Here is a 15,219-nt window from a genome sequence, read left to right on the forward strand (position 1 = left end):
GGAGGACCATGGATTCCGGCACCGCCTCCGGACCGGCCGGTCCGGACGAGCCCGCACCGGCCGGTCATGTCCTGACCGCCGAGGAACACGCGGAGTATCTGCGGCTCCGGCGTGCCGCCCGTCTGCGCCACCGGCGGACGCGTCGCCTGGGCGCATCGGTCCTTCTGGTGCTGACGCTCGTGCTCGCCCCGCTGGCCGTCGTCGCCGTCTGGGTTCACGACACGGTCGCCGACACCGATCGGTATGTGCAGACCGTGGCGCCGCTCGCCTCGGAGCCGGCCGTGCAGAACGCCCTCGTGAACCGGTTGACCGACCGGGTGGTGAGCCAGGTCGACGTCCAGGCCGTGACGTCCTCGCTCACCAAGCTCCTGGCCGACAACGGCGCGCCGCCCCGCGTGGTCGACGCGGCCGGGGAGCTGACCGGCCCGCTGCGCTCCGCCCTGCGGACGGTCGTGCACCGGATCGTCCACCGCGTCGTGACCAGCGAGGTCTTCGAGCAGGCATGGGTGGCGGGCAACCGCCGGGCGCAGTCCTCGGTGGTGGGCATGCTCACCGGAGAAGGGCAGAAGGCGCTCCAGGCGAAGGGCGACACGGTCCAGCTCGACATCGGTGTGGTGATCGACCAGGTGCAGAAGCGCCTCGTGGACGCCGGATTCAAGCACGCCTCCGCGATCCCGCAGATCGACCGTTCGGTCACCCTGTTCCGGACCGACAAACTGCCCAGGGCCCAGAACGCGATGCGGCTGCTGGACATCCTCGGCGTCTGGGTCCCCGTACTGGCCCTCGTCGCGGCGGTCGCGGCCGTGTCGACCGCTCCGGGACACCGGATGATGCTGATGGTCACCGCCCTCGGCGTCGGCGCCATGATGGTCGTGCTGCTCGTGGCCCTGGTCGTCGTACGGCGTGTCTACCTCGACTCCGTCCCACCGACCGCATTGCCCCCCGATGCGGCGGCGGCGATCTTCGACACCTTCGTCCGTTTCCTGCGTGACAGCGTCCGCACCCTGCTCGTCGTCACCTTGATCACAGCGTTGGCGGCCTGGCTGTACGGCCCCAGCCGCGCGGCCCGGGCCGTGCGGTCCGTGGTGCGGAAGGGCACCACGGCGGCGGGGCGGGAGCTGGGCGGCGCCGGGGTGCGCACCGGCCACTTCGGACGGTGGCTGGCCGCTCACCGGTCCTGGACCACCGGCGTCACCATCGGGGCCGGTGCCCTGGCCCTCGTGCTGTGGAACCACCCCACGGTGGGCGCGGTGGCACTCGTCCTGCTCCTGGTGGTGGTCGTGCTCGCCGTCACGGCGGTCCTGTCCGCGGCTGCGGGACCGATGCCGGACCGAGCGAACCGGCCGGTCCCGTGACGGACGTTCACCCGTACCGGGTGAGGTGGGGGCGGCCCCGCTCCGCGCACGCTGGGCGTACGGAACGACTACCGGGTGGGACCCGGAACGGAGGGCGAGACATGAGCGCGCACATCCGCCTTGCCTATGACTACCCCGCGCTGAGCGTCTTCTGGTCCATGCTGGTGTTCTTCCTGTGGATCACGTGGTTCATCATGCTCTTCCGGGTCGTCGCCGACATCTTCCGCGACGACGGCCTGGGTGGCTGGGGCAAGGCGGGCTGGCTCGTGTTCGTCGTCGTCCTGCCCTTCCTCGGCGTCTTCGTCTACCTGATCGCCCGAGGCAGGAACATGGGCCGCCGGGAGGCGCAGCAGGCCCGTGCGCGGCAGGAGGCCGTCGACGACCACATCCGCCGCACCGCCCGGGCGGACGCCCCCCTGAGCAGTGCCGACGAGATCGCCAAACTGTCCGCGATGCACACGCACGGAGACATCACCGACGACGAGTTCCGGCGCGCCAAGGAACTGGTGCTCGCCGGCAGCGGGCCGTCCGGACGCTCGGACGGGACCCCCTCCGCCGCAGCGCCCTGAACACGGCGCACAGCACAGAGCTGAACCCGGCGCACAGCACAGAAACGAGGTCGCACGATGCCCGCCGCACACCCCGCGTCCACACACACCGCCAAACAGCAATGGGCCACCGGCCTCACGGCCTTCGCCGCCGTCATGCTCGTACTCTCCGGGATGCTGGACATCTTCCGCGGCATCATGGCGATCGCGCACGACGACGTGTTCCTCGCGACACGCAGCTATGTCTTCCGGTTCGACCTCACGGGCTGGGGCTGGATCCACCTGATCCTCGGCGCCGTCGCGCTGCTGGTGGGCTTCGGTCTCTTCGGGGGCGCGTTCTGGGCGCGCGTGTGCGGAGTGGCCATCGCCTCGCTGGTCATCATCGCCAACTTCCTCTCCCTGCCGTACTACCCGGTCTGGTCGATCGTTCTGATGGCCTTCTCCGGATTCGTCATCTGGGCCCTGTGCGTGGGGCGGCAGGGCGCCTCCGGCGCGTTCGACTGAGGGCCACGCCGCCGGGGCGTGGGCGAGGACCGCGGTGAGGGCGATGATCATAAGGATGGTGTCGATGCCGGAGGGGGCCACCACGCGCCTCTCCGTGGCGGAGGCGCGGCAGCGGCTCGCCGTCGACCCCTTCCTGCTGCTCGATGTGGAACTGCCCGTGGAGGAGACCCCGGCGGACGAGCCACTGGCCCGCCGGCTCGGACTGGACGACGAGGAGCTGGCCTGGTTCGGCAGGAAGGGAGAGTCCGCGCGGGCCGAATTCCTGGGTGAGGTCGCCACGTTCGTCGTCCCGGTGGTCCATGGCGGCCGGGTCGCCCATCTCCACGTCCTGGCCGGTGAGCGCCATCTGGTCGTCTCCCACCGGGGCCGGGCGGCGCTGGCGGAGGAGTTGACCACGTGTCTGCGGCGGGAGAAGCCGCACGACGCCGTGGCCACGCTGTTCCTGGTGCTCCAGGAGGCGCTGGCGACGTTTCGCCGCGCCGCGGTGGACGCCCTGCTCCAGGTGGAGGGGCTGGAGGACGACATGTTCGCGCAGCGGCGCCCCGAGCAGATCTACCGTCTGTCCCACCTGCGCCGCCGGTCCGCCCTCCTGCACCACTCGCTGCGGCCGTACCTGCAAGTGGTCGAGGAGATGATCACCCGCAGGATGATGAGTCCCGACTTCCCGGTGGAGCGGCAGCGGCTCGCCCAGGAGTTCCAGCGCGCGGCCCGACTGGTCCTCGCCGACATCGAGTCCCTCCAGGAGGCCACCCGCCGGGCCTTCGCCAGTTACGGGTCCCTGGTCGCGGGCGAGCAGAACGGTGTGATCAACCGGTTGGCCATCGTGTCGGTGATCTTCCTGCCGTTGTCGTTCCTGACGGGCTTCTTCGGTATGAACTTCGCCTTCATGACGGACGAGTTGGAGAGCAGGGTGGTCTTCTGGCTGCTGGCCATAGGGCTTCAGGCGGTCGTCCTGCTCGTCTCCCTCTACGTACTGCACCGCACCCATGCCTGGCGGAGACTGCGGGACGAGGCCTGACGCGGCCGTGCCTCCGGGGGCCGTGGGCGGACCATGGTCCGCCGTGCGTTGCGCGGGCGGTCTCACCCTCCCGGCTCGCCGCCCACCCGGATCGCGAGCCCGGCGGAGGCGGTGAGGCGTTCGCGGAGCGGTCGGGCGCAGCGGCGTTCCCCGGGGCCAGGCCGGCGCCCCGCGGCAGGCACGCCTCCCCCCGTCCGCAGGCGCCGCGAAGCCCCGCCTGCCACGGCTGGGGCAGTCCTCGCCGACGATCACCCTCGGTTACTATGCTCACTTCGTGCCGGAGGCTGGAAGCAGGGGGCGAACGGCCCTTGAACGCGATGCCGGGGAGAGGCGAGAACCGCACGCCGGTCGGAACTCCCCGGAGTCTCCCCAGGGCCATCGACGCGTCGTTCCCGCTTCCAGAACCCTCCACGGTCGACTGTGGACGCAAGGCTGAAGAGACGGGCTGCCTGGAACATGCTGAAAGAGGTCACCGCGACCCGCTACATCACGCCCCTGCGTGAGGGCGGATCGCTGCCGGGGCTCGTCGAGGCCGACGACTTCGGGACGTACGTCATGAAGTTCACCGGTGCCGGACAGGGCCGCAAGACGCTGGTCGCCGAGGTGGTGTGCGGCGAACTCGCCCGACGCCTCGGATTCCGCATGCCCCGCCTGGTCACCGTCCACCTGGACCCCGTCCTCGGGCTCGGCGAGCCCGAGCAGCAGGTGCAGGACCTGCTCCGGGGCAGTGGCGGCACCAATCTCGGCATGGACTTCCTGTCCGGCGCCCTCGGCTACGACCCGCTCGCCTTCCCGGTGAGCCCCGAGGAGGCCGGCCGGATCGTCTGGTTCGACGCGCTGATCAACAACGTCGACCGCTCCTGGCGCAACCCCAACCTGCTCGTGCACCAGGGCGAGCTGTGGCTCATCGACCACGGCGCCACCATGATCTGGCACCACAACTGGCCCGGCGCCGAGACATCGGCGGCCCGCCCCTACGACGCCTCGGACCACGCCCTCGCCGGTTTCGCCCCGGACGTCAGGGCCGCCGCGGCCGAGCTGGCCCCCCGGGTCACCGAGGACCTGCTCGCCGAGGTCACCGCCGAGATCCCGGACGTCTGGCTCGCCGGCGAGCCCGGCTTCGACACCCCGGACGACCTGCGCCGGGCCTACGCACGGCCGCTGCTCACGCGGGCGGCCGTCATCGCCGAGCGGATCACCGGCATCGGTGGCGGCTCCGGAACCGAGGAGGGCAAGTGAGCGAGCGCCACATCCACATGGCCGGCCATGTGACCGAGCGGCACATCACCCGGGCGGGCCAGGGCGGCGACCGGGACGTGTTCGAGTACGCACTGCTGCGGGTCGTGCCCCGGGTGGAGCGCGGGGAGTGCATCAACGCGGGCGTGGTCGTCTACTGCCGCGCCCGGGGCTACGTCGGTGCCCGTGCCGATCTCGACGAGGCCCGGCTGCTCGCGCTGGACCCGGCCGCCGATGTCGCCGGGGTGCGCGCCGCGCTCCGGGCGATCGAGCGGCACTGCGCGGGCGGCGACCAGGCCGGACAGGCGGCGGGCGACGACGCGGGGCGCCGCTACCGCTGGGTGATCGCGCCGCGTTCCACCGTGGTCCAGCCCGGCCCGGTGCACACCGGTCTGACGGTCGACCCGGCCGCCGAGACGGAGCGGTTGCTGGACCTCCTGGTGAGGTAATGGATCACACCGGGCGGATGTGCCGTTGACACCGGGTGCCAGGGCTTCTAGCGTCACGGGTGCTGAAGGTACTAAGCGGTCGCTCACCGCACCAGGGGTCCTCTCCGAGGACCCGACAGGTTCTCTCAAGGGCGAGGAGACACAGCAATGTCCACCACTGAACAGCGGGTCGCGGTCGTCACCGGCGCGGCGCGCGGCATCGGCGCCGCCACCGCCGTACGACTGGCGGCCGAGGGTCGCGCGGTCGCCGTGATCGACCTGGACGAGGCCGCCTGCAAGGACACCGTCGAGAAGATCACCGCGGCCGGCGGCAAGGCCATCGCGATCGGCGCGGACGTCTCCGACGAGGCGCAGGTCGAGGCGGCCGTCGCCCGGATCGTGGAGGAGCTGGGCGCCCCGACGATCCTGGTCAACAACGCGGGCGTGCTCCGCGACAACCTGCTGTTCAAGATGAGCGTCTCCGACTGGGACACGGTCATGAACGTGCACCTGCGCGGCTCGTTCCTGATGACCAAGGCCGTCCAGAAGCACATGGTGGACGCCGGCTGGGGCCGCGTCGTCAACCTCTCCTCCTCCTCGGCGCTCGGCAACCGCGGCCAGGTCAACTACTCGGCCGCCAAGGCGGGCCTCCAGGGCTTCACCAAGACCCTCGCCATCGAGCTGGGCAAGTTCGGCATCACCGCCAACGCCGTCGCCCCCGGCTTCATCGCCACCGAGATGACCAAGGCCACAGCCGACCGGGTGGGCATGGGCTTCGAGGACTTCAAGAAGGCCGCCGCCACCCAGATCCCGGTGCAGCGTGTCGGCGAGCCCGAGGACATCGCCAACGCCATCGCGTTCTTCACCGGCGAGGCCGCCGGCTTCGTCTCCGGCCAGGTGCTGTACGTCGCCGGCGGACCGCTCAACTAAGGATCCAGGGGTAACACGGACATGACTGAACTCCCGGAGCCGTCCGGCAGGGTCGCGATCGTCACCGGAGCCAGCCGCGGTATCGGCTACGGCGTCGCCGAGGCGCTCATCGCACGCGGCGACCGCGTGTGCATCACCGGCCGGGGCGAGGACGCCCTGAAGGAGGCCGTCGAGAAGCTCGGCGCCGAGCGGGTCATCGGCGTCGCCGGCAAGGCCCACGACCTCGACCACCAGACCGAGGTCGTCGAACGCACCATGGAGGCCTTCGGCCGGGTCGACTTCCTCGTCAACAACGCGGGCACCAACCCGGTGTTCGGCCCGATCGCGGACCTCGACCTGAACGTCGCCCGCAAGGTCTTCGAGACCAACGTGATCTCCGCGCTCGGCTTCGCCCAGAAGACCTGGCACGCCTGGCAGAAGGACAACGGCGGCGCGATCGTCAACATCGCCTCCATCGCGGGCCTCGCGCCCTCGCCCTTCATCGGCGCCTACGGCGTGAGCAAGGCCGCGATGATCAACCTGACCCAGCAGCTCGCGCACGAGTTCGCGCCCAAGGTGCGGGTCAACGCGATCGCCCCGGCCGTCGTCAAGACCAGATTCGCCCAGGCCCTGTACGAGAACCGCGAGGAGGAGGCGGCGGCCGCCTACCCGCTCGGCCGGCTCGGCGTGCCCTCCGACATCGGCGGGGCCGCCGCGTTCCTCACCTCCGAGCAGTCCGACTGGATCACCGGTCAGACCCTCGTCGTGGACGGCGGCATCTTCCTCAACGCCGGCGTGGGCTGAGCCGCGCATCTCTTCCGGGCGTCGATTTTCGGACGGATCGGCGCCCGGAACGCCGTACGGCGTCCGCACAGCGGAATGACAACGTCGTCACCGTTCAGACGATCAAGAAGGCCTGAATTCAGGCAGGTTCAGGCTCCCGAACGCTGCGGTATGGTCTGCCGACCCTTGGTATGGCAGATCGAGGAGCGTGCGCGTGTTCAACCGGAACCGATTCCTGCGGAGAGTCGCGGCGGTCGCGTCCATATCCCTGGTGGCCGGATGCAGTCTGCTGTCCGACGGTGACCCCGACAGCCAGGGGCCGATCGTCGTGGGTACCACCAGCGCTCCCAGCACCCTGGACCCGGCCGGTGCCTGGGACGGTTCCTGGGAGCTGTACCGGAACATCTTCCAGACGCTCCTCGCCTACCCGAACGGCGCCACCACCCCCCAGCCCGACGCCGCAGAGAGCTGCTCCTTCACCGACTCCACGAGCCGTACCTACCGCTGCAAGCTGCGCCCCGGCCTGAAGTTCGCCGACGGCGACCCGCTGACCGCCGAGGCCGTCCGGCACTCCATCGACCGCATCCGCACCATCGACGCCCCCGGCGGCCCCGCCGGGCTGCTCGGCAGCCTGGACAGCGTCCGGACCAGCGGCGACCGCGAGATCGTCTTCCACCTCAACCAGCCCGACGCCACCTTCCCGTTCGTGCTGGCCACCCCCGCCATGTCGATCGTCGACCCGGACGACTACCCCGCCAACTCCCTGCGCAAGGACACCACGGTCCACGGCTCGGGCCCGTACAAGCTCCAGTCGTACGAGGAGGGCGGCAAGGCCGTCCTGGTGCGCAACGACAGCTACCAGGGATTCGCCAAGCGGCAGAACGACGCGGTGACCATCCGGTACTTCAAGGACTCCGCCGGCATGGTGAAGGCGCTGCGGGACAAGCAGATCGACGTCACCTACCGCGGCCTCGCGGCCGACGACATCCTCGCGCTCCAGGAGCACGACAGCGAGGACCTGCAACTGGTCGACGGGGCCGGCACCGACATCAGCTACCTGGTGTTCAACCCCAAGGACCCCTGGGCCAAGCAGCCCGCCGTGCGCAAGGCCGTCGCCCAGATCGTGGACCGGGGCGCCATCGCGCACAAGGTCTACAAGGACACGGTCGACCCGCTGTACTCGATGGTCCCCAAGGGCCTGACCGGCCACGCCACCCCGTTCTTCGACGACTACGGCGAACCGAGCGTCCCGAAGGCGCGCAAGATCCTCTCCGACGCCGGCATCACCCGGCCCGTCCCGCTCACCCTCTGGTACACCACCGACCGCTACGGCTCCGAGACGGCCCTGATGTTCCGGGAGCTGAAGCGGCAGCTGGACGACTCCGGCCTGTTCGGCATCACCCTCAGGAGCCGCCCCTGGAAGAGCTATGTGGTCGGCTACCAGGACGGCGAGTACCCGGTGTTCGGACGCGGCTGGTTCCCGGACTTCCCGGACGCCGACAACTTCATCGCCCCGTTCGTCGGCGAGCACAACGCGCTCGGTACGCCCTACCCGGCCAAGGAGATCACCGACCGGCTGCTGCCCCACGCGCGCGCGGAGAGCGACCGCGCCCAGACCGTCAAGGACGTGGAGGCGGCCCAGCGGATCATGGTGAACGACGCCCGGCTGATCCCGCTGTGGCAGGGCCGGCAGTTCCTCGCGGCCAACGTCGACATCTCCGGCGGCGAGCAGGCCCTCGACCCCTCGACGATCATGATGATGTGGACGCTGCACCGCAAGACCAGCTGGTGAGCCCGGCTGCCGGGCTCGGCGGACCGTCCTCGCGGCACCGGTTGTCAGTGGTCGCCTGTAGGTTCGGAGACCTGGAAGTGACCGCACGCCGTAGTTGATCGACATCGTGAGGACGTTGACGTGACCGACATCGCCATGCTGCCCGAGTCCTGGCGCGGGGTTCTGGGCGACGAGCTGCAGCAGCCCTACTTCAAGGAGCTGACCGAGTTCGTCGAGGAGGAGCGGGCGAGGGGTCCCGTCTACCCGCCGCGCGAGGAGGTCTTCGCCGCGCTGGACGCCACGCCGTACGAGCAGGTGAAGGTCCTGATCCTGGGCCAGGACCCGTACCACGGCGAGGGCCAGGGCCACGGCCTGTGCTTCTCGGTCCGCCCCGGCGTGAAGACCCCGCCCTCCCTGCGGAACATCTACAAGGAGATGCAGGAGGAGCTGGGCCTGCCCGTCCCGGACAACGGCTATCTGATGCCGTGGGCCCGGCAGGGCGTGCTGCTGCTCAACGCGGTCCTCACGGTCCGGGCCGGCGAGGCCAACTCGCACAAGGGCAAGGGCTGGGAGAAGTTCACGGACGCGGTGATCCGCGCGGTGGCCTCCCGGCCCGACCCGGCCGTCTTCGTCCTGTGGGGCAACTACGCGCAGAAGAAGCTCCCGCTGATCGACGAGACCCGGCACGTGGTGGTCAAGGGGGCGCACCCCTCGCCGCTGTCGGCGAAGAAGTTCTTCGGCTCACGCCCGTTCACGCAGATCAACGAGGCGATCGCCGCGCAGGGGCACGAGCCGGTCGACTGGCGCATCCCGAACCTGGGCTGACGGCGGCGGGTCCGGGGGAGCGGCGCGCGGGGGCGCGGAGCCGCCGCGCGTGCGAGGGCGGCCGCTGGGGCCGGGCTTGTCCGATGCGTGCTCTGTCGCCGAAGGCCGGCGCCGGCCCGGTGAGAGTGTGTCCATGGCGTCGCGCGGCAGACGCGAACCGTCCGACAGGTCCCGGGGCCCGCAGTCGGCCACCGGCCGTCGGCACGACGGCGCCGCCTGTCCCGGAATCCGGTTGCCGCCGGTTAGCGTCAGCAGCGGACCATTGCCGACGTCCCGGAGGGACCCCGTGGCGGAGCGACAGGAACAGGCGGCGCCGGACGCCGTGCTGACGCGGATCGGGCAGGTCGTGATGCTGCACCACGGAGGCGACCGCGAAGAGGCCCGCAGCCGCTTCCTGGACCTGTGGGCGGAGGTCGGCGAGGACGGCGACCCGCTGCACCGCTGCACCCTCGCCCACTACTTGGCCGACACCCAGGACGACCCGGCGGACGAACTCGCTTGGGACCTGCGGGCGCTGTCGGCGGCGGAGGAGGCCGCCGACGGCCGCGTGGGCGCCGACCCGTCGAGCGTGCGGGGCTTCTTCCCCTCCCTGCACCTCAGCCTGGCCGCCGACTACGCCAAGCTGGGCCGCGCCGAGGCCGCCCGCAGCCATCTGCGCCGGGCCCGCAGTGCCGCGCGGTGCCTCGCCGACGACGGCTACGGCGCCGGCGTCCGGTCCGAGATCAGCCGTCTGGCACTGCGGCTGGGCGAGGACGGCCCACTGGGCGACGAGGACTGGAGACCGCCACGCCAGGGCTAGGGTCTCTCGTTCGGATCACGCCGGGCTCGGCCTGATCCGAATGAAAGACCCTAGGGCCGCCGGTGGTGCACTGCCTTCGGGGTGCCGGTCAGTGGCCGTACGCCTGGGCGCAGATCCGTGCTTGCGGACTGTCCTTCTGCCAGCCGCCGTACGTCTTGCCCAGGGCGCAGACGTCCAGAGGAGCGGTCACCGCCGGGGGTGGGAGGGGCACGGGGGTGTGCGGTCGGCGGGAGGCGGCCGGGAGCGGGGGCCCGGGCGGGGCCGGCGGGCGGTGGGTGATCCCGGGTGTGACCGGGGCCCAGTGCCGGGCGGGCGGTCCGGAGCGCTCCGGGCGCCGGGACGGGCCGGTCCTCTCCAGCGCCTCGCGGGCCGGTGCCTGCACCACCCGGGGCTGCGCGCTGCCGTCCGGCCGGGTCACCGTCGGCCGTGAGGGCGCGCTGTCCGGCGGCGACCCCGCCGGCGTCGCGTGCCGCACCGTCACACAGCCGGAGAGGGCCGAGACGGCCACGGTGACCAGAAGCGCTGCGGTGGTCGTCGTTCGATGCACCCGCGCAACTCTGCTGGGCCGGCAGCCGGTTCGGCACCGGGGAAGCCGGATCCGACGCACGTACGGGTGACCGGATGCCCCCCGCCGGGGGACGCGCCGTACCGGAGCTGACGTCCAGCCACCGCAGGCGCCCGTGCGGATCCACCCGCGAGATCCGCTGTTCGGCCGCTGGAGGAATCCCCGCCCGCCCGCACCGCCGACCGGGCCGTCGTCGCCGTACCGGACACGGTCATGGCGGCACCGCCACCGGCCGGGCCCGCGTTCCTCGCGCGCGACGTCGACGGCATCGCCGGCCGGCCACCCCCGTATGCTTCCGGCAGGAAACACGCGGGCAAGCCGTAGGGGAGAGCACGTGAAGGTCGGCTGCATCGGACTCGGGGACATCGCGCAGAAGGCGTACCTGCCGGTGCTCGGCACGCAGCCGGGGGTCGACCTGCACCTCCAGACCCGCACGCCCGCCACCCTGGACCGGGTCGGTGACAGCCTGCACCTGCCCCGGGAACAGCGGCACACCTCCCTGGACTCCCTGCTCGCCGCCGGTCTCGACGCGGCCTTCGTGCACGCGCCCACCACCGTCCACCCCGAGATCGTCACCCGGCTGCTGGAGGCCGGCGTGCCGACGTACGTGGACAAGCCCCTCGCCTACGAACTCGCCGACTCCGAACGGCTCGTGGATCTCGCCGAGCGGCGGGGCGTCTCCCTGTCCGTCGGCTTCAACCGCCGGTACGCCCCGGGGTACGCCCAGTGCCTGGACCACCCGCGCGAGCTGATCCTCATGCAGAAGAACCGGGTCGGGCTGCCCGAGGAACCGCGCTCGATGATCCTGGACGACTTCATCCATGTCGTCGACACCCTGCGGTTCCTGGTGCCGGGCCCGGTCGACGACGTCACCGTGCGCGCCCGCGCCGAGGGCGGGCTGCTCCACCACGTCGTGCTCCAGCTCGGCGGCGACGGCTTCACCGCGCTCGGCGTGATGAACCGGCTCAGCGGCTCCACCGAGGAGATTCTGGAGGTGTCCGGACAGGACACCAAGCGCCAGGTGGTCAACCTCGCCGAGGTGATCGACCACAGGGGGCAGCCGACCGTGCGCCGGCGCGGCGACTGGGTGCCGGTGGCCCGCCAGCGCGGCATCGAGCAGGCGGCCCTCGCGTTCCTCGACGCCGTGCGGGCCGGGAAGACGCTCAGCGCCAGGGACGCGCTGGCGACTCATGAACTGTGCGAGCGGGTGGTCCGAGCGGTTCAGGACCGCTGCGGCGCAGCCTGAGCGCCCGCGCCCCCTCGGTCACGCACAGGGCGGCCAGCACCAGCAGCGCCCCGTCCACCGGCCAGTCGCCGTAGCGGACGTACGGCGTGACGCCGTGCGCGAGCGGTACGTCGTACACGCGCGCGGCGCTCGCGTCGGTGCCGAGCCACGGGCCGAGGCGCTGTCCGCCCGGGCCGTACACCGCCGAGACCCCCGTGAGGGTGGCGTGCACCATCGGGCGGCCGGTCTCCGCGGCGCGCAGCGCGGCCAGCGAGGCGTGCTGCTCCGGCGCCCAGCTGTGCTGGAAGGACGAGGTGGACGACTGGCCGAGGAGGACGTCCGCGCCGTCCTCGGCGAGGTGCCGGCCCATGTCCGGGAACGCCGTCTCGAAGCAGATCAGGGGGCCGATCCGCAGCCCGTGCCCGACGTTCATCACGGTCTGTTCGGTGCCGCGGTGCCGGTCCTCGCCGGCCGCCCGGCCCACCGAGGTGGCCCAGCCGAGCAGCGAACGGGCCGGTATGTACTCGCCGAACGGGACCAGCCGCATCTTGTCGTACCGGTCGCCGGTCGGGCCGTGCGGGCCGACCAGCACCGAACTCTTGTAGATGCCGGGCCGGTCGGAGCGACGGGCGTCCACGTTCACCAGCAGATCGGCGCCGGTCTCGCGGGACAGCGCGGCGAGCCGCCGGGCGAGGTCGGGGCGGTCGTCCAGGTCGAAGCCGACGCTGGACTCGCCCCACACCACCAGGTCGGCGCCCTGCCCGGCGAGCCGCCGGGTCAGCCGCTCCTCCTGGTCGAACCGCTTGTCGCCGCTGTCCTGTCCGGCCACGATCCCCGGCTGCACGACGGCGATCCGCACCCGCCCGTCGACGTCCGGGCGCGGCGCCCAGGCCCACGCGGCCGAGGTCACGGCGGCCGTGGCGACCAGCGAGGCCACGGCCGGCACCCGTGACGCGCGGACGGCGAGCAGCACCGCCACGGCCACGTTGACGGCCACCACCAGGAAGCTGAGCAGCCAGACCCCACCGACCGAGGCCAGCCGCAGCGCCGGGCCCACCTGCCACTGGCTGGCGCCGAGCATGCCCCACGGGCCGCCGAGCCCCTGCCAGGACCGGACGAGCTCCACCGCCAGCCAGGCCGACGGCAGCACCACCAGTGCGGCGGCACACCGGCCCGCCGACGGCACCCCGCCCAGGAACCGGCGCACCAGCCGGCCCCAGGGCGCCCAGAGCAGTCCCAGCAGGGCGGCGATCAGGAAGATGAACACGTGCAGGCTCGGCAGCAGCCAGTGGTGGACGGCTGTCAGGAAGCCGATGCCGCCCCACCAGCCGTCGTACGCGGCCCGCCGCCCGGTCGGCGCGGAGCGGGCCAGCAGGATCCACGGCACCAGCGCGATGTACGCGAACCACCACAGCGCGGGAGCCGGGAACGAGAGCACCGGCAGGGCACCGGCGAGGGCGGCGGCGGCCGAGCGGCGCCAGGGGGAGGTCAGCCAGCGGTTGATCGTTCTCATAGGGAGCCTCCCTACCCAGCGATGGGTCCAGTGTGCGCGGTGAGTGGGAGGCCGTGCGCCTTCCGGCCAGGGCGGGGCGTCGTACGGCGTCCGCGGGCACGGGGCCGGCCGTGCCCGCGGTGCGGAGCCGCATGCCGGGACGGCCCCGCGCCGCGCAGGGGCGCGCGGCGTTACGGAGCGCCCGGCCCGCGGCGCCACTTCTCGTGCACGACGACCTCGCTCAGGCGCCAGCCCTCGGCGGTGCGCAGGAGCCCGAAGTCGTAGCGGCCGCCGCACACCAGATCCGGGGCGGCCGAGCCGCCGGGCTCGGTGCAGCGCATGGGGTTGAGGTAGTCGGCGCGGACGCGGGCGGTGTCGCCGGTGTCCTGGTCCAGGACGCCGAAGCGGACCTGCCGGTTGACGATCAGGTGCTGGCGCACGGCGAACAGGGTCAGGCTCTCGGCGAGCCAGGTAGCGACCCGGCCGGCGTCGCCCTCGATGCCGCCCGCCGAGCGGTAGTCGGCGCGTCCGTCCGCCGTGAACAGCCCTCTGTACCCCGTCCAGTCGCCGTCGTCCACCGCCACCGCGTACGCGGTGACCAGGTCGTCCACGGCCAGGCGGTCCCTCACGGTCGCGAACTCCGCACGCTGGGTCATCGGCACAGTGTTGGGCACGGCGGGCGCGGAGCCAAGAGGTGTGCGGGGTGAATATTCGGTGGTGCCGGGCGGGTCGCGCGGCCGAACCTTGACCGGTGAGCGCACAGAACGAGCAACTCCCCGGCACGGAGCCCAGGTTCCGCGTCCGCGCCCGGCACACGGAGACCACGGTCACCGTCTACCAGGCCTACCGCCCCGGGATCGGCCGTGTCGCCGCCCGCACCGGACGCTTCCCGTCCGCCTGGAACCGGGACCGGATGACGTGGATCAAGCCGTCGTTCCTGTGGATGATGTACCGCTGCGGCTGGGGCACGAAGGAGAACCAGGAGACCGTCCTGGCCGTCGAGATCGGCCGGGACGGCTTCGAGTGGGCCCTGCGCCACGCCTGCCTGTCCCACTACGTGCCCGCCCTGCACGCGGACCGGGCCGCCTGGAAGGCGGAGTTGGCGCGCTGCCCGGCCCGGGTGCAGTGGGACCCGGAGCGGGACCTGCGCCTGGACCCGCTGCCGTACCGGTCGTTGCAGCTCGGCCTCGCCGGGGAGGCGGCGGCCCGGTACGCGGACGAGTGGATCGTCGGCATCGAGGACGTCACGCCACTGGCCACGGAGATCCACGGGCTGGTGCGGGCGGGGGAGCTGGAGCGGGCGAAGGGGCTGCTGCCGGAGGAGCGGCCGTATCCGGTGGCCGACGAGGCGCTGGCGCACCTGCGGGCGTAGGGGCGGCGGCGGGATGGCCGCCGGAGCCTGCCGGCGGGGGCGCCGGGTCGGGTCAGGCCGCCTCGATGACCTGACCGCGGATCGCCTCGGCCCACTCGATCACCAACAGCTCGTACTCCTCGCGCTCCTGGGCCGACAGGGTGCCGCCCGCACGCAGCCACAGCGCCCGGATCTGCTCGTTCACCTCGGCAGCGGAGCGCACGGAACCAGGGGACGGGGATTGGGGGGACATGCCGACCAGCCTAGGGGCAAGGGCTGACCGTGCGCTACCGCGCGGCTACGCAGAACGTATGGGGTTGGTCACCGGCCGCGGCCGGTCATCCGTTCGTGGCCGCGAACAGCCCGGCGCCCGCGGGGCGTTGCCCAGGTCGTGAGCGGGCCGCCGCGGG

17 protein-coding genes are annotated in these 15,219 nt (G+C 72.2%); 13 read left to right on the forward strand and 4 right to left on the reverse strand.

The genetic code is table 11. The features are described 5' to 3' along the window. The first annotated feature begins 8 nt into the window (after nt 1–8). From ACH4LD_RS18530 to ACH4LD_RS18580, 11 genes are all read left to right on the forward strand, one after another. Nucleotides 9–1,355, forward strand: coding sequence for a hypothetical protein (locus ACH4LD_RS18530; RefSeq protein ID WP_398058848.1), 1,347 nt, complete (start codon nt 9–11; stop codon nt 1,353–1,355). Between the two features lie 101 nt (nt 1,356–1,456). After that, nucleotides 1,457–1,924, forward strand: coding sequence for a PLDc N-terminal domain-containing protein (locus ACH4LD_RS18535; RefSeq protein WP_398058847.1), 468 nt, complete (start codon nt 1,457–1,459; stop codon nt 1,922–1,924). A gap of 57 nt (nt 1,925–1,981) precedes the next feature. Further along, complete coding sequence (locus ACH4LD_RS18540; protein ID WP_398058846.1) at nt 1,982–2,407, forward strand: hypothetical protein; 426 nt, start codon at nt 1,982–1,984, stop codon at nt 2,405–2,407. A gap of 64 nt (nt 2,408–2,471) precedes the next feature. Further along, nucleotides 2,472–3,425 carry a CorA family divalent cation transporter gene (locus tag ACH4LD_RS18545; protein WP_398058845.1) on the forward strand — a complete coding sequence of 318 codons (954 nt, stop codon included), beginning with the start codon at nt 2,472–2,474 and terminating at the stop codon, nt 3,423–3,425. A gap of 456 nt (nt 3,426–3,881) precedes the next feature. After that, complete coding sequence (locus ACH4LD_RS18550; RefSeq protein WP_398058844.1) at nt 3,882–4,664, forward strand: HipA family kinase; 783 nt, start codon at nt 3,882–3,884, stop codon at nt 4,662–4,664. Next, nucleotides 4,661–5,110, forward strand: coding sequence for a DUF3037 domain-containing protein (locus ACH4LD_RS18555; protein ID WP_398058843.1), 450 nt, complete (start codon nt 4,661–4,663; stop codon nt 5,108–5,110). Before ACH4LD_RS18550 ends, ACH4LD_RS18555 begins: the two co-directional genes overlap by 4 nt. Nucleotides 5,111–5,257: 147 nt before the next feature. Then, nucleotides 5,258–6,019: a 3-oxoacyl-ACP reductase FabG gene (gene fabG, locus ACH4LD_RS18560; RefSeq protein ID WP_398058842.1), complete on the forward strand. Its 762-nt coding sequence runs from the start codon at nt 5,258–5,260 to the stop codon at nt 6,017–6,019. Between the two features lie 21 nt (nt 6,020–6,040). After that, nucleotides 6,041–6,802 (forward strand): SDR family oxidoreductase, encoded by a 762-nt coding sequence (locus ACH4LD_RS18565; protein ID WP_398058841.1) that lies wholly within the window; start codon nt 6,041–6,043, stop codon nt 6,800–6,802. A 193-nt stretch (nt 6,803–6,995) separates the two neighbouring features. Continuing rightward, nucleotides 6,996–8,573: an ABC transporter substrate-binding protein gene (locus tag ACH4LD_RS18570; protein ID WP_398058840.1), complete on the forward strand. Its 1,578-nt coding sequence runs from the start codon at nt 6,996–6,998 to the stop codon at nt 8,571–8,573. A 120-nt stretch (nt 8,574–8,693) separates the two neighbouring features. After that, nucleotides 8,694–9,377 (forward strand): uracil-DNA glycosylase, encoded by a 684-nt coding sequence (ung, locus tag ACH4LD_RS18575; protein ID WP_132788465.1) that lies wholly within the window; start codon nt 8,694–8,696, stop codon nt 9,375–9,377. 286 nt (nt 9,378–9,663) lie between these two features. Beyond that, nucleotides 9,664–10,176, forward strand: a complete 513-nt coding sequence (locus tag ACH4LD_RS18580) for a hypothetical protein (RefSeq protein ID WP_398058839.1) — start codon at nt 9,664–9,666, stop codon at nt 10,174–10,176. Nucleotides 10,177–10,264: 88 nt separating this feature from the next. On the opposite strand, the gene ACH4LD_RS18585 is transcribed toward ACH4LD_RS18580, so the two are convergent. Continuing rightward, nucleotides 10,265–10,723: a hypothetical protein gene (locus ACH4LD_RS18585; RefSeq protein ID WP_398058838.1), complete on the reverse strand. Its 459-nt coding sequence runs from the start codon at nt 10,721–10,723 to the stop codon at nt 10,265–10,267. Nucleotides 10,724–11,075: 352 nt separating this feature from the next. Here ACH4LD_RS18585 and ACH4LD_RS18590 point away from each other — a divergent pair, with 352 nt between their 5' ends. Then, the gene (locus tag ACH4LD_RS18590; RefSeq protein WP_398058837.1) at nt 11,076–11,987 is read left to right on the forward strand and encodes a Gfo/Idh/MocA family protein; all 912 of its coding nucleotides are present in this window, start codon (nt 11,076–11,078) and stop codon (nt 11,985–11,987) included. Here the strand turns inward: ACH4LD_RS18590 and lnt are convergent. Next, nucleotides 11,905–13,479 carry an apolipoprotein N-acyltransferase gene (gene lnt / locus ACH4LD_RS18595; RefSeq protein WP_398058836.1) on the reverse strand — a complete coding sequence of 525 codons (1,575 nt, stop codon included), beginning with the start codon at nt 13,477–13,479 and terminating at the stop codon, nt 11,905–11,907. The two genes, ACH4LD_RS18590 and lnt, sit on opposite strands and share 83 nt — an antisense overlap. A 170-nt stretch (nt 13,480–13,649) precedes the next feature. Continuing rightward, on the reverse strand, nt 13,650–14,114 hold the full coding sequence (locus tag ACH4LD_RS18600) for a nuclear transport factor 2 family protein (protein WP_398058835.1): 465 nt from the start codon (nt 14,112–14,114) through the stop codon (nt 13,650–13,652). Between the two features lie 95 nt (nt 14,115–14,209). Here ACH4LD_RS18600 and ACH4LD_RS18605 point away from each other — a divergent pair, with 95 nt between their 5' ends. Further along, nucleotides 14,210–14,830, forward strand: a complete 621-nt coding sequence (locus ACH4LD_RS18605; RefSeq protein ID WP_398058834.1) for a DUF4291 domain-containing protein — start codon at nt 14,210–14,212, stop codon at nt 14,828–14,830. Nucleotides 14,831–14,882: 52 nt separating this feature from the next. Here ACH4LD_RS18605 and ACH4LD_RS18610 read toward each other — a convergent pair whose 3' ends face one another. Continuing rightward, nucleotides 14,883–15,062 (reverse strand): hypothetical protein, encoded by a 180-nt coding sequence (locus ACH4LD_RS18610; RefSeq protein WP_103817039.1) that lies wholly within the window; start codon nt 15,060–15,062, stop codon nt 14,883–14,885. Between the last annotated feature and the right edge of the window lie 157 nt (nt 15,063–15,219).

The sequence above is a fragment of the Streptomyces sp. NPDC017676 genome (genome assembly GCF_044329325.1).
Classification (GTDB): domain Bacteria; phylum Actinomycetota; class Actinomycetes; order Streptomycetales; family Streptomycetaceae; genus Streptomyces.